This is a genomic window from Acidovorax sp., assembly GCF_016783915.1.
Taxonomy (GTDB): Bacteria; Pseudomonadota; Gammaproteobacteria; order Burkholderiales; family Burkholderiaceae_C; genus Acidovorax.
On the sequence record NZ_JADHVT010000126.1, the window covers coordinates 1 to 13717 of the forward strand.

The 13717-nt window shown below is 65.6% G+C and carries 13 protein-coding genes; 10 read left to right on the forward strand and 3 right to left on the reverse strand.

Annotation, left to right across the window (positions count from 1 at the left end; genetic code table 11):
• The 3 genes from ISS20_RS18800 to ISS20_RS18810 form a co-directional block, all read right to left on the reverse strand.
• The coding region (locus tag ISS20_RS18800; RefSeq protein WP_291438472.1) for an efflux RND transporter permease subunit at nt 1–2536 on the reverse strand (2536 nt) is incomplete at its 3' end.
• 15 nt (nt 2537–2551) lie between these two features.
• The gene (locus ISS20_RS18805) at nt 2552–3724 is read right to left on the reverse strand and encodes an efflux RND transporter periplasmic adaptor subunit (protein WP_291438474.1); all 1173 of its coding nucleotides are present in this window, start codon (nt 3722–3724) and stop codon (nt 2552–2554) included.
• Nucleotides 3725–3726: 2 nt separating this feature from the next.
• On the reverse strand, nt 3727–4473 hold the full coding sequence (locus ISS20_RS18810; protein ID WP_291438476.1) for a TetR/AcrR family transcriptional regulator: 747 nt from the start codon (nt 4471–4473) through the stop codon (nt 3727–3729).
• A 242-nt stretch (nt 4474–4715) separates the two neighbouring features.
• Here ISS20_RS18810 and ISS20_RS18815 point away from each other — a divergent pair, with 242 nt between their 5' ends.
• From ISS20_RS18815 to ISS20_RS18860, 10 genes are all read left to right on the forward strand, one after another.
• Nucleotides 4716–5528: a GntR family transcriptional regulator gene (locus tag ISS20_RS18815; protein WP_291438478.1), complete on the forward strand. Its 813-nt coding sequence runs from the start codon at nt 4716–4718 to the stop codon at nt 5526–5528.
• Nucleotides 5529–5574: 46 nt separating this feature from the next.
• The gene (locus tag ISS20_RS18820) at nt 5575–6777 is read left to right on the forward strand and encodes an ABC transporter substrate-binding protein (protein WP_291438480.1); all 1203 of its coding nucleotides are present in this window, start codon (nt 5575–5577) and stop codon (nt 6775–6777) included.
• A gap of 96 nt (nt 6778–6873) precedes the next feature.
• Nucleotides 6874–7746, forward strand: coding sequence for a branched-chain amino acid ABC transporter permease (locus ISS20_RS18825; protein ID WP_056062878.1), 873 nt, complete (start codon nt 6874–6876; stop codon nt 7744–7746).
• Nucleotides 7743–8714 carry a branched-chain amino acid ABC transporter permease gene (locus tag ISS20_RS18830; protein ID WP_291438483.1) on the forward strand — a complete coding sequence of 324 codons (972 nt, stop codon included), beginning with the start codon at nt 7743–7745 and terminating at the stop codon, nt 8712–8714. Before ISS20_RS18825 ends, ISS20_RS18830 begins: the two co-directional genes overlap by 4 nt.
• A complete protein-coding gene (locus ISS20_RS18835; protein WP_291438485.1) occupies nt 8704–9465 on the forward strand; it encodes an ABC transporter ATP-binding protein in 762 nt (253 codons plus the stop codon). Before ISS20_RS18830 ends, ISS20_RS18835 begins: the two co-directional genes overlap by 11 nt.
• Nucleotides 9462–10199, forward strand: a complete 738-nt coding sequence (locus tag ISS20_RS18840) for an ABC transporter ATP-binding protein (protein ID WP_056062870.1) — start codon at nt 9462–9464, stop codon at nt 10197–10199. The genes ISS20_RS18835 and ISS20_RS18840 overlap by 4 nt, the downstream gene beginning before the upstream one ends.
• A gap of 139 nt (nt 10200–10338) precedes the next feature.
• A complete protein-coding gene (locus ISS20_RS18845) occupies nt 10339–11247 on the forward strand; it encodes a tripartite tricarboxylate transporter substrate binding protein (RefSeq protein WP_156379538.1) in 909 nt (302 codons plus the stop codon).
• Nucleotides 11244–12533 (forward strand): 3-isopropylmalate dehydratase large subunit, encoded by a 1290-nt coding sequence (locus tag ISS20_RS18850; protein WP_291438488.1) that lies wholly within the window; start codon nt 11244–11246, stop codon nt 12531–12533. Before ISS20_RS18845 ends, ISS20_RS18850 begins: the two co-directional genes overlap by 4 nt.
• Nucleotides 12530–13039, forward strand: coding sequence for a 3-isopropylmalate dehydratase (locus ISS20_RS18855; protein WP_291438490.1), 510 nt, complete (start codon nt 12530–12532; stop codon nt 13037–13039). Before ISS20_RS18850 ends, ISS20_RS18855 begins: the two co-directional genes overlap by 4 nt.
• Nucleotides 13032–13717: hydantoinase B/oxoprolinase family protein (locus tag ISS20_RS18860; RefSeq protein WP_291438492.1), on the forward strand; the 686-nt coding region annotated here is incomplete at its 3' end. The genes ISS20_RS18855 and ISS20_RS18860, both read left to right, overlap by 8 nt.

The following is a 13717-nucleotide window of genomic DNA, read 5'->3' on the forward strand; positions in this document are numbered from 1 at the left end:
TCTCCAGTGCCTTTTTGATGTCATTCGAGACTTCACCCGCCGAGCGCTGGGACACGTTGGCATTCACCGCCACTTCGCGGGTCAGGTCGCGCCGGTTGATCTGGTTGGCGCCGGTGGATTCGGTGACGCTGGCGACCTGGTTCAGGCGCACGATGCGGGTCGTGCCATCGGCGGCCGTCAGGGCGAAGGGCAGGCGCTCGAGGTCTGCCGGGGCAGTGCGCGCCTCGGGGGCCAGGCGCACGTTCACGTCGTAAGTCTGGTCATCGGGGGCGCGCCAGTTGCCCACGGTGGTGCCTGCCACCAGGGTGCGCAGCGACGCGGCCATGGGCGCCACCGACAGGCCCAGGTCGGAAGCCACGTCGCGCTTCACATCCAGCGCAATGACGGGCTTGTCGGGCTTGGCGCTGGTGTCCAGGTCCACCAGGCCGGGAATGTCGCGGATCTTTTCGGTGACGATTTTGGTCAGGCGCTCCAGCTCGCGCAGGTCGGGGCCCTGCAGCGAGAACTCCACCTGCTTCTGTCCGCCCACCGCGTCGAGCAGGCCCACATGGGTCACCGTAATGCCAGGCACGGTCTTGAGGCGCTCGCGCAGCACGTCGGACATCTGGTCCACGCTGCGGCTGCGGTCCTTGCGGTCCACCAGGCGCACGTAGATGCTGGCGTACATCTTGCCCTGGGCGTTGCCGGTGTTGATAGTGGCCAGCGTGTAGCGCACTTCGGGCATCTCGCGCAGGATGCCTTCCACCTGTTTGGCCTTGGTCTCGGTGGCCTCGAGCGAGGAACCCACGGGGGTGTAGAAATTGAGGGAGGTCTCTGAAAAATCGGCCTTGGGCACAAACTCGGTGCCCAGCAGCGGCACCATGACCACGCTCAGGACAAACACCGCCAGGGCAATTGCCATGGTCGCCAGCTTGTGCACCAGCGACCAGCGCAGGATGTGTTGATAGCCCTCGGCCAGCGCGTCGGTGGCGCGGTCAAACCAGCCGGTGATTCGGCCAATGGTCTTGTCGTAGAAGGTGACAGGCGCCGTCTTCTGGCCGTGCGCATGGATGCTGGGGTCGTGCCAGATGCTCGACAGCATCGGGTCGAGCGTGAAGCTCACGAACATCGAAATCATCACCGCCGCGACGATGGTGATGCCGAACTCGTGGAAGAACTTGCCGATGATGCCGCCCATGAACCCGATGGGCATGAACACCGCCACGATGGACAGGGTGGTGGCCAGCACCGCCAGACCAATCTCTTGCGTGCCGTCCATGGCAGCGGCGTAGGCGCCTTTACCCATCTGCACGTGGCGCACGATGTTCTCGCGCACCACGATGGCATCGTCGATCAGCAAACCCACGCACAGGCTCAGCGCCATGAGCGTGATCATGTTGATGGTGAAGCCGAACATGTTCATGAACAGGAACGTGCCGATCAGCGCGATGGGCAGCGTCAGCCCGGTGATCACGGTGGAGCGCCAGGAGTTCAGGAACAGGAACACGATCAGCACCGTGAGGATGGCGCCCTCGATGAGTGTCTGGCGCACGTTGTTCACCGCCACGCGGATGGGGCGTGCGCTGTCGCCGATGGTCTCGAGCCGCACGCCGGTGGGCAGCTGGTTGCGCAGCTCGACCACGGCGGCGTTCAGGCCATCGACCACTTCGATGGTGTTCTCGCCCTGCGACTTTTGCACCGACAACAGCAGGGTGCGCTGGCCGTTGTAGAGCGCCAGGCTTTCCACTTCCTGCGCGCCGTCGTTGACGCGGGCGACCTGTTCAAGGCGCACGGGCGCACCGTTCTTGCGGGCGACGATGATCTTGCTGAAGTCTTCGGGCCGGTCCATGCGTGCGTCGATCTGCACCACGCGCTCCTGCGCCAGCGAGCGGATCGCGCCCACGGGCAGGTCCTGGTTCTCGTTGCGCACGGCATTGGCCACCTGGTCGGGGGTCACGCCAAAGGCTTCCAGGGCCTGCGGGTTGAGGTAGATGTTGATTTCGCGCTTGGTAGCACCCACCAGGTTCACTGCGCCCACGCCGCGCACGTTTTCCAGGCGCTTCTTCAGAATTTGTTCGGCCCAGGTGGTCAGTTCCACCGCGCTGCGACCCGATTTTTCGTCGGGCAACACGGCCAACGACCAAACGGCGCGGCTGGCGGGGTCAAAGCGCAGCACGCGTGGCTCCTTGACTTCGGTGCGCAGCAAGGGGCGCACAGTAGCCACCTTTTCGCGCACATCCTCGGCGGCCTTGCGGCCGTCGATGTGCAACTGGAACTCGATGATGACGACCGCCGTGCCCTCGTAACTGCGGGAGGTGAGGGCGTTGATGCCTGCAATCGAGTTGACGCCTTCCTCGATCTTCTTGGTGACCTCGCTCTCGACGATTTCAGGCGATGCACCGGGGTAGTCCACGGTGACCACCACCACCGGGAAGTCGATGTTGGGGAACTGATCGACCTTGAGGCGCTGGTACGAGAACAGGCCCAGTACGACGATGGCGAGCATCACCATCGTGGCGAACACGGGATTCTTGAGACTTACTTTGGTGAACCACATGGCGCGTCAGCCCGATCAGGGCGCAGTGCGCGACGCGGCGGGGGCGGGTTGCGGCGCAGCGGTTGCCGCCGCCACGGGCGTGCCCTCGCGCAGTGAACCCATGCGGCCCGCGATGACCGTCGTGCCCACAGGTACGCCGTCCACCGCGACCAGGGTCTGCCCGTTGACCACGGCGCGCGCTCCCGTCTGTACCGGCGCATAGGCCACGCGGCCCTCCTTGATCGTCTGCAGGTAGGGGGCTGGTTTGTCGGTGCGCACGGAATCCAGCGGCACAGTCAGCGACTGGGCACTTCCGGTGGCAAGCAGACCTTGTACAAACAGGCCCTGACGCAGGCTGGCGTTGTTGGGGACCTGATCCACCCGCAGATAAACCGGCACCGTGCGGCTACCCGCCTGGGCGCTGGGGTTGATGCGCACCACGGTGGCTTGAACCGGGGCCGGGGCGCCTTCAACCGTGAGCTGGGCCTTCTGGCCCACACGCACGCCGACCGAGTCAGCCGGGGTGAGCAGGGCTTCGAGTTCCAGGCGGGAGAGGTCCACCACTTCGATGATGCGAGCGTCGATGGGCACCCGCTCTCCCGGCTGGGCCAGGCGCTGCGCCACCAGGCCACTGATGGGGCTTTTGAGCACGGTGTCTTCCAAAGCCTTGCGGGCCACGTCGGCGGCCGACACGGCGGCCTGGTAGCTGGACTGGGCAGCCTCCAGGCTGGCCTGCGAAGTGACCAGCGCAGTGGCAGAGATAAAGCCCTGGTCCACTAGAGCGCGGTTGTTGTTGTACTGGCGCTGGTTGATGTCCACCTGCGATTTGGCTGCATCCGCCTGCTGCTGGGCCTGGCGCAGGCGTGCGCGGGCTTCGGTCGGGTCGATACGAGCCACTTCCTGGCCCGCCTTGACGCTGTCGCCTTCGCGCAAGGTCAGGCCCTGCAGTTCGCCTGCCACGCGTGCCTTGACCATGGCCGAGTCCACGGCGCGCAAGGAGCCTGATACCGGCACCCCCAGCGAGAGCTGAGACGACTGCACGGTGAGCACTTCATTGGCTGCCAGTTGCAGCGGCGCCTCGGCGCGCTGGGTGGAGGCATCGGCCAAAGCCTTCTGCTGCGCCTGCCGCACCGCCATGGCACGCCATACACCGCCGCCGAGCAGCACAACAACGATGGCTGCGGCCATCCAGGGAATCCAGCGTTTCATGGTCAGGGTGTGCGCAAGCGCGTGAAAGAAGGGGGAGGGGACGGCTTGTCAGACGGCAATGTGCCCGCTGCGCGCGAAGCTTCAGGCGCTTCGGGGCGCACACACAGACCGTGCAGGAGGTTGTCGATCTGGGTCTCGATGTACTGCTCAGGCGTCAGCTCCTGGGCATCGGGCACGCAGGCGCCCACCGAGTGCTTCCACATCATGAGAAAGATCATGGGTGCGAGCACCAGGTACACGGCGTAGTCGAGGTTCACGGGACGGAACTCGCCCCGTGCAATGCCACGCTCCAGGATGCGGCGGATCAGCGCCTGGCCGGGCAGAATGACTTCGTGCTGGTAGAACTGCGCGATCTCGGGGAAGTTCTGCGCCTCGCTGAGCATGAGCTTGGTGATGCCGGATGCCTTGGTGCACCCGATGCGCTCCCACCAGACCTGGTAGCAATAACGCAGGACCTCGCTGGTGGTTCCTACAAAGGTCTCCAGTTCGCTGTTCCACTCGGCAAAGCGACCGGCGATGTTCTCGCGCACTACAGCCTTGAAGAGTTCTTCCTTGCTGGGGAAGTACAGAAACAGCGTGCCCTTGGATACTCCGGCGCGCGCTGCCACCTCGTCCACCCGGGTGGCGGCAAACCCTTTCTCGACGAACAGGTCAAGCGCGGCCTCCAGCAGCTCTCCTGGGCGGGCTTCCTTGCGGCGCTCGCGTTTGGTGCTGGTCGTGGCAGTGGAGGGCAGGGGGGTGGGGGACAAACCGGGTATTTTTAATGACTGACTGGTTAGTAATGTAGCCAATGCCTGTGGGCGCGTCAATGCGGCCTTGTCGCATGGCGTCATACAGGCTGCTTGCTTTGTTTCGCTGCGGGGCCCATCCGGCCTCGCTGGCACGGTGGTTGCATGTACTCGGTTGTGTGCACCGGCGACACAAATGTCTGCAACATGGCAAATTTTGCTCTTAAATGTCTTATTGACAGGACATTAGAACTATTCCTAACATGACCCCCATGCCTTCCAACAACCTGCCGCTCCCCAAGTACCACCAGATCTATCTGGTGCTGCGTGAACAGTTGCAGGAGGGCCGCTTTGCCGACGGTCTGCCCGGCGAACTGGCGTTGATGCGGCAGTTCGCGGTGGCGCGCGTGACGGTGCGCCGTGCGCTGGAACTGCTGGAGGGCGAGGGCATGATCTCCCGCGAGCCCGGCCGGGGCACCCGCCCTGTGCCACCCGCCCCATCCATTGCCAACGGCACAGGTGGCGAGGGCGAAAACAGTCGCGCGCATCTCACCGGCCTGCTGGAGAACCTGGTCAGCATGGGCCTGCGCACCTCCGTCAAGGTGCTGGATGTGGACACGGTCACTGCGTCCCGTGCGGTGGCCGGCGCGCTGAACATTGCGGTGGGCGACGCGGTGCAAAAGGCGGTCCGGGTGCGCAGCACCAAAGAGGGGCCGCTGTCCCATATCACCACCTATGTGCCTGCCGATATCGCCCGCCAGTTCGGTCGGCGTGAGCTGGCACGCAAACCCATCCTGGTGCTGCTCGAAGAGTCGGGGGTGAAGGTGGGCCGCGCCCACCAGACCATCTCGGCCAAGCTGGCCGACGCCGTTGTGGCTCGGCACCTCGATGTCTCGGTGGGCTCGGCCCTGCTGGCGGTGCGCCGATTGATCTATGACGACCAGGAGCGCCCAGTGCAATGGCTCCACGGCCTGTACCGGCCGGACCGCTACGAATATGAAATGCAGCTGTCCCGCGTGGGCAGCATCGACGCCAAGGTCTGGGTCAGCAAAGAGCTGTCGGCCCAGTTCCACTGAATCAATCCCCCAACCTCAACCCCACCCACCTGCCAGGAGAATGCCCATGAGTACTCGCCGCCATTTCATGTCCCAGTCGGCCGCCGCCGCGTCGGCGCTGGCCTTCCCATTGGTGGGCGGGGCGCAGGCCAAGTCCGTCAAGGTGGGGGTGCTGCACCCTGTGACCGGCGCACTGGCCTATTCGGGCCAGCAGTGCCGCGAAGGCGCAATGATGGCCATCGAAGACATCAACAAGGCCGGCGGCATCAAGGCTCTGGGCGGCGCCAAGCTGGAAGCCCTGCTGGGCGACGCGCAGTCTCAGCCCCAAGCCGGCGCAGCCGAAGTGGAGAAGATGAATGAAGCGGGCGTGTCGGCCGTGGTGGGGGCGTTTGCCTCGGCCATCTGCCTGGCCACTACGCAGGCCGCCGCCAAGTACAACCTGCCGCACATCGTGGATGTGGGCGTGGCCGACCAGATCGTGGAGCGTGGCCTGAAGAACACCTTCCGCTTTGGCCCCGGCTACAAGAAGTGCGCTGAAACCGCCGTGGCCAACCTGCATGTGCTCAACACGGCAGCAGGCAAGCCTGCCAAGACGGTGATGATCATCCACGAGGAGTCGCTGTTCGGAACCGGCACCGCACAGCTGCTGGCACGTGAGCTGCCCGGCTACGGCTACGAGATCAAGGAAGTCGTCAAACACGCCAACCCCACGCGCGACTTCAACAACATCGTGCTGCGCATGAAGGCGATCAATCCCGACATCGTCATCCCCGCCAACTATTACAACGAATACGCATTGCTGGTGCGCACCATGCAGCAGCAAAAGGTCACGCCCAAGGCGATCTACTCGGTGTTGGGTGGGGCGGCGTCGAGCTACAAGTTCGTTAAGGAGTTTCCGGACGCTGCCAACGGCATCATCGACTGCAACCACTGGTTCAATCCCAAGGACAAGCGCGCGCAGGACCTGAAGAAGCGGGTCGAGGCCAAGGGCCTGTTCTTCAGCTACGAGCTGTTCATGACCTACACCTCGATGTGGTTGCTGGCCGATGCGCTGGAGCGCGCCAAGTCAATGGACCGTGCCGCCCTCATCGACGCACTGGAAAAGAGCACCTTTGCCGATCACATCATGCCGTACGGCCCGACCAAATTCGTCAATGGACAGAACCAGGGTGCCCAGCCGCTCATGACCCAGGTGCTGAACAAGGACATCAAGGTCATCATCCCGCGTGACTACCGCGAAGCGGACCCGCTCTTCCCGCTGAAGGCCTGACATCCACCACTTTTCGGCCCTGAATGCAGGGGTTGCGGGGCGCTCCCACGGGGAGCGCCAGGCCGCGCCTTTGCCTGAACGCCGGACTCCACACCCATGTTCGAGCTCAGCATCCTCTTTCCCTCCCTCCTGAACGGCCTGACGACGGGCGCGGTCTATGCCCTGATCGCGCTCGGGCTCACGCTGATCTACGGCGTGCTGCACATCATCAACTTCGCGCATGGCGCGTCGCTGATGCTGGCGCTGTATGCCGTGTACCTGCTCAAGCAGCACTTCGGGCTCGACCCCTACCTGGCGCTGCCCATCCTGGTGCCTGGCATGTTCGCCCTGGGCTATGGCCTGCAGCGCCTGGTGATCAACCGCGCCAGCCACGGTAAGGACGAGAACATCCTGCTGGTCACGTTGGGCATCTCCATCGTGATGGAGAACCTCGCCCTGCTGTTCTTCAAGTCCGATACGCGCACCATCGAAACGGCCTACACGCTGACCACCGTCGCTGTAGGCCCCGCCATGATTGCGCTCCCGAAGCTGGTGGCCTTTGCCGGGGCGCTGGTGGTGTCGGGCGTATTGCTGTGGATCGTCGGCAAGACCGACCTGGGCCGCGCCATCCGTGCTGTGGCCAAGGAAAAGCATGGCGCCAAGCTCATGGGCATCAACGTGGACCACGTGTACGCGATGAGCTTTGGCATCGGCCTGGCTTGCCTGGGGGCGGCCGCGTGTTTTCTGCTACCGGCTTACTACGTGAATCCGCAGGTGGGCAGCGGCTTTGTGCTGGTGGCTTTCACCATCGTGGTGCTGGGCGGCATGGGCAGTTTTTCTGGCGCGCTGGTGGGAGGGCTGCTGATTGGGGTGGTGGAGTCGCTGGGCGGCCTGTATCTGGGCGAATCCCTGGGGCAGATCGGCATCTTTGCCATCTTCATCGCGGTGTTGCTGTTCCGCCCGCAGGGCTTGTTTGGAGCCAAGGCATGAAGCAACTCTGGACCATTGGAGTGTTCGCGGCCATCGTGGCGGCCGTGACGGGCGTGTCGGACTCCGGCGTGCTGCTCAACTTCGTGATGACGGCGCTCTACGCTGCCTTGCTGGCCCAGGCCTGGAACATTCTGGGCGGCTTTGGCGGGCAGTTCTCGTTTGGCCATGCACTGTTCTTTGGCACGGGCGCCTACATACAGGCCATTGCGCAGATGCAAGGCGGCATCAACCCCTGGGTGGCCTTGCCCATGGCCGTGGCGGGCAGTGCGCTGGTGGGGTTGTTCGTGGGCGGGCTGTCGTTCCGCTACGGGCTCAAGGGTTCGTACTTTGCGCTGGTCACGCTGGCCTTTGCCGAGGTGTTCCGCATCCTGGCGCTGTCGGTGCCGTTCACCGGGGCGGGTGTGGGCCTGATGCTGCCGCTCAAGGAGTCGCTGGGCAACATGCAGTTCGGATCGCGCAAGGGCTATGTGTTTCTCATCCTGGCGCTGGTCACGCTGGCGCTGCTGGTGAGCTGGTGGCTCAAGAACTCGCGTTTTGGCGCCTGGCTGCAGGCCGTGCGCGACAACGAAGACGCGGCGCGCGCCATTGGCGTGAATCCTTTCAACGTGAAGATGGGCGCCATCGCACTGTCTGGCGGTTTCATGGGCGCAGCCGGTGCGTTTTATGTGCAGGTGTTCCAGTACATCGACCCGGGCATTGCCTACGGCTCCGTCACGTCGGTAGAGGCCCTGGTGGCCGCCATCGTGGGCGGCATCGGCACCGTTTGGGGGCCCGTGCTGGGCGCCCTGGTGCTGCACATCCTGGCCGACATCACGCGCAACCTGTTCGGACAGCTGCCGGGCATCAACATGGTGATCTACGGCGTGGTGCTGGTACTCATCGTGATGTTCCTGCCGCGTGGTATCGCAGGCATTGGGCAGTCGGTGGTGGCGGTGTGGAAACGTTCGGGAGGCCGCCATGGCCAATGACCTGTTGCAGCTCAGTGGCCTGAGCAAATCCTTCGGCGGCCTGAAAGCCGTGCAAAACGTGAGCCTGGCGGTGCCAGAAGGTTCGTTAACGGCGCTGATCGGCCCCAATGGCGCAGGCAAGACTACGCTGTTTGCCCTGATGTCGGGCTTCGTGCGGCCCGATGCAGGAACGGTGCGCTTCGCAGGCCAGGACATCACCGCCCAGGCGCCCCACCTCAATGCCCGGCTGGGCATGACGCGCACCTTCCAGATCGTGCAGCCGTTTGCGGCACAAACCGTGCGTGAAAACATTGCCGTGGGCGCGCACCTGAAGGAGCCCAACCGCCGCGCGGCGCTGGCATTGGCGAGCGACGTGGCCGCCCACGTGGGCCTTTCGCCCCAGCTGGACAAGCCCGCAGCCGACCTCACGGTGGCGGGCCGCAAGCGGCTGGAGCTGGCGCGCGCGCTGGCGACACAACCGCGCCTGCTGCTGCTCGATGAAGTGCTGGCGGGCCTCAACCCCCAGGAGATTGCCGAGATGATTCCCGTGGTGCGCGGCATCGCCGATGGTGGCGTGACCGTGTTGATGATCGAGCACGTGATGCAGGCCGTGATGAACCTGGCCGAGCATGTGTGGGTGCTGGCGCAGGGCCAGTTGATTGCCGAGGGTAGCCCGGGCGCGGTGACGTCCGACGAGCGCGTGATTGAGGCCTACCTGGGCCACGGCACGGCGGCGCGCCTGCGTGCCGCTGCCGCGAAGGAGGCCGCATGAGCAGCGCCGTCCCATCGTCTGCATCCAGCCCCTTGCTCAGCGTGGCGGGCTTGCGCGGCGGCTACGGCCGCGTCGAGGTCCTGCGGGGTGTGGACCTGCAGGTCCAGCCCGGCGAGACCGTGGCCCTGCTGGGCAGCAACGGCGCGGGCAAATCCACCTTCAACAACGTCGTGTGTGGCATTTACAAGGCCTGGGACGGTACTGTCGCTTTTGGCGGCGCGGACCTGAGCGGCGCGCACTACACCGAGGTCGTCAAGGCCGGGCTGATCCAGGTGCCCGAAGGGCGCAAGATTTTCCCGAACCTCAGCGTGCTCGAAAACCTCTCGCTGGGCAGCTTCACCCGCGCGCGGGAGCGCCGGGCCGACAACATTGACAAGGTGTTTGCCACCTTTCCGCGCCTGAAGGAGCGCACCACCCAGCTCGCGGGCACCATGAGCGGCGGCGAGCAGCAGATGCTGGCCATTGGCCGGGGCCTGATGGCCGAACCCCGTCTGCTGATCCTGGATGAGCCATCTTTGGGCCTGTCGCCCCTGCTGGTCGAGGAGATGTTCGGCCTGATTCGCCAGCTGCGTGCCACCGGGCTGGCGGTGTTGCTGGTCGAGCAGAACGTGGGCCAGTCGCTGGAGATTGCGGACCGTGCCTACGTGATGGAAAACGGCAGCATTCGCTTTTCCGGCGCGCCCGACGAACTGCTGCGCAGCGACGACCTGCGCCGCGCCTATCTGGGCCTTTGAATCCCATGCTCCTCGCCCATGCCATCCCGTTTGACCCAAGGCACGGTGATGCCTGCGCTGTGACTGAAGAAGGAGACACCACACCATGATCCAACGCCGCAGAATCCTCCAAGCGCTTGCCCCTGTGCCGGCCGTGCTGATGGGCGGGCGGGCCTTTGCCCAGTCCGCGCCCATCCGCATCCTGGTCGGCGCCCCGGCCGGCGGCTCCACCGACACCCTGGCGCGCACCCTGTCCATCGAAATGGGCCGCCTGCTGGGCCGCACCGTGATCGTCGAGAACCGGCCCGGTGCGGGCGGCAACATTGCCGCCGACGCGGTGGCCAAAGCCGCACCCGATGGCAACACGCTGCTCATGAGCTTCACCAGCCATGCCATCAACGCCAGCCTTTACCCCTCGCTGCCGTTCGACCCTGTCAAGGACTTCACCCCGCTGACCTGTGTGGCCACCTCGCCCTCGGTGCTGGTGGCCCACCCCACGCTGCCTGCCAAAGATGTGCGTGAGCTGATCGCACTGGCCAAGGCCAAGCCTGGCAAGCTCAACTTTGCGATTGGCGCGGTGGGTTCATCGCTGCATCTGGCGGGCGATGCCTTCAAGATGCAGTCGGGCGCCTACATCGTCAACATTCCGTACCGGGGCACTGCGCCAGCGTTGCAGGATGTGCTGGCCGGGCAGGTCGACCTGATGTTCGCCGCCGTGGGCAATGCACAGGCGCAGATCCGCGCGGGCAAGCTCAAGGCGTTGGGCGTGACCAGTGCCAAGCGCCTGCCCGCCTTTCCGGATGTGCCTGCGATTGCTGAGGTGCTGCCGGGCTACGAATCCAGCGCCTGGTTTGGCCTGTTTGGCCCGGGGCAGATGAACCCCGAGCTGGCCAAGCGCCTGAGCGATGCCGCACGCCAGGCCATTGCCACCCCCGACGTGAAAAAGCGCCTGGAGCTGGAGGGTGCCGTGCCCGTGGGCAACAGCCCGGACGAGTTTGCGCGCTTTGTGCAGGCTGAAATCCCGCGCTGGGCCAAGGTGGTGAAGTTTGCCGGAGCCAAACCCGAATGACCGCCACCCCTGATGTTGTGGCCAGCACCCTGGCCCAGAAGCTGGTGGCCCGCGCCAGCGGCCGCGCCAGCGTCACACCCGGTGAAATCGTGAACTGCCGGGTGGATCTCGCCATGTTCCACGACTCGTCCGGCCCCCGGCGCCTCAAGCCCATGCTCGACGAACTGGGCGCGCAGATCTGGGACAAATCGCGCGTGGTCCTTGTCATGGACCACTACCTGCCCGAGCGCGACGACGAATCCCGCCGCATCGTGCGCATCGCCCGCGACTGGGCGCGCGAGCAGGCTTTGCCCCATGTGTATGACGGCCAGGGCATCTGCCATGTTGTGGTGCCCCAGCACGGACATATCCGCCCCGGCATGTTCTGCGTGGGCGGCGACTCGCATTCGCCCACAGGCGGTGCATTCGGTGCCTACATGTTTGGCATCGGCAGCACCGAAATGCTGGGCGTGGTGGTGACCGGCGAAATCTGGCTGCGCGTGCCCCACACCCTGCAGATGCATTGGAGCGGACAGCTGGCCCAGGGCGTGACGGCCAAAGACATGATGCTGCACATGATTGGCCGCTTTGGCATGAACGGCGGCCAGTACCAGGCCGTGGAGTTTGCCGGCCCCGCCGTGCAGGCGCTGGGCATGCAAGAGCGCATGACGCTCTCGAACATGAGCGCCGAGCTGGGCGCCCAGGCCGGGCTGATTGCCCCCGACGCCACCACACGCGAGTGGTTGCGGGCGGCGGGTGTGCCCGACGCAGACCTGCAGGGGCTGGATGCCTGGCGCACGGACGAAGGCGCAGCCCTCACGCGCCACACCTTCGACGCCACCACGCTCACGCCGCAGGTCGCCGCGCCCCACAGCCCGGCCAACGCCGCCCCCGTGGCACAGCACGCAGGGCAGGGCATCGACGTTGCCTACATCGGCGCCTGCACGGGCGCCAAGCTGGACGACCTGCGCGCTGCCGCCTCGGTGCTGCGTGGCAAACGCGTGGCCAGTGGAGTGCGCCTGATGGTGGCCCCTGCCAGCCAGCAGGACCAGGCCGCTGCACGCGACGAGGGCGTGCTGCAGGTGCTGCAGGACGCGGGGGCCGAACTGTTCCCTACCACTTGCGGTGCCTGCGCAGGCTATGGCGACACGGTAGGAGACAACACCACCGTCATCTCCAGCACCGCCCGCAACTTCAAGGGCCGCATGGGCTCGGTCACCGCGCAGGTGTATCTGGCATCGCCCTACACCGTGGCGGCATCGGCCGTGCGCGGTTGCATCACCGACCCCCGCGAGGTACTGGTATGAAAAACACCCACAGGGTCTGGAAACTGGGCGCTGACATCGACACGGATGTACTCGCCCCCGGCCATGCCATGAAGCACGGCCTGGACGTGCTGGCGCGCCACTGCCTCGAATCGGTGCGGCCCGATTTCGTGGGCGGTGTGCGCAAGGGCGATGTGATCGTGGCTGGCCCCAACTTCGGCATTGGCTCCTCGCGCGAGCAGGCGGCCGCCGTGCTGGTGCGGCTGGGCATCGTCGCGGTCATCGCGCCGTCGTTCAGCGGTCTCTACTTTCGCAACGCCTTCAACCTGGGCCTGCTGCTGTTGACCTGCGCCGAGGCCGATGCACTGGGTGCGCTGGGTGACGGCGATGCCGTCACGCTCGACTGGCAGGCGCCCGCCGTCATCACCCCCCAGGGCCGTGTGCTGGCCTGCGACCCGATTCCCCCGTTTCTCATGGACATGGTGCGCGCCGGCGGTCTGCTGAACCAGCTGCGCACCCGCTTTGGCAAGGAGGCCCTCAATGGCTGAACACAACACCACCACCGCACCGCCCGCTATGGACCCGGTCACCCTGGCCGTCTTGCGCGGCCGCCTGGAGCAGATCGCCGACGAGATGGATGCCACGCTGTACCGCAGCGCGTTCAACCCCATCATTGCCGAGGCGCACGACGCCTGCCACGGCCTGTACGACGCCACCACGGGCGACACGCTGGTGCAGGGCAAGTCCGGCCTGCCCGTGTTTGTGGGTGCCATGGCCTTTGCCGTGCGCGCGGCCATGCGGGCGGCGGGCGAGCGCGGCGGCATCACGGCGGGAGACACCTGGCTGTTCAACGACCCCTACGAGGGCGGCACCCACGCCAACGACTTCAAGCTGGTGCGCCCATTCTTCCGCAACGGCCAGCTGTTCTGCTTCCTGGCATCTGCCGCGCACTGGCACGACGTGGGCGGCAACGTGCCCGGCAACTACAACCCGGCTGCCACCGAGTGCTGGCAAGAGGCGGTGCAGATTCCGCCCGTGCGCATCGTGCGCGGCGGCGTGTTCGACGACGACGTGCTGGCCATCCTGAAGGCCAACACCCGCCTGCCCGACAGCCTGTGGGGCGACCTGAACGGCCAGCTGGCCGCGCTGGACCTTGGCGAGCGCCGCCTGCATGACCTGCTGGACCAGTACGGCGATGCCCAGGTGCAGCAGGCCATGGGCGAGCT

Coding starts and splice junctions, on each gene's coding strand:
- ISS20_RS18805 (WP_291438474.1), bottom strand. CDS start 3,724: ATGAAACGCTGGATTCCCTGGATGGCCGCAGCCATCGTTGTTGTGCTG.
- ISS20_RS18815 (WP_291438478.1), top strand. CDS start 4,716: ATGACCCCCATGCCTTCCAACAACCTGCCGCTCCCCAAGTACCACCAG.
- ISS20_RS18820 (WP_291438480.1), top strand. CDS start 5,575: ATGAGTACTCGCCGCCATTTCATGTCCCAGTCGGCCGCCGCCGCGTCG.
- ISS20_RS18825 (WP_056062878.1), top strand. CDS start 6,874: ATGTTCGAGCTCAGCATCCTCTTTCCCTCCCTCCTGAACGGCCTGACG.
- ISS20_RS18830 (WP_291438483.1), top strand. CDS start 7,743: ATGAAGCAACTCTGGACCATTGGAGTGTTCGCGGCCATCGTGGCGGCC.
- ISS20_RS18835 (WP_291438485.1), top strand. CDS start 8,704: ATGGCCAATGACCTGTTGCAGCTCAGTGGCCTGAGCAAATCCTTCGGC.
- ISS20_RS18840 (WP_056062870.1), top strand. CDS start 9,462: ATGAGCAGCGCCGTCCCATCGTCTGCATCCAGCCCCTTGCTCAGCGTG.
- ISS20_RS18845 (WP_156379538.1), top strand. CDS start 10,339: ATGGGCGGGCGGGCCTTTGCCCAGTCCGCGCCCATCCGCATCCTGGTC.
- ISS20_RS18850 (WP_291438488.1), top strand. CDS start 11,244: ATGACCGCCACCCCTGATGTTGTGGCCAGCACCCTGGCCCAGAAGCTG.
- ISS20_RS18855 (WP_291438490.1), top strand. CDS start 12,530: ATGAAAAACACCCACAGGGTCTGGAAACTGGGCGCTGACATCGACACG.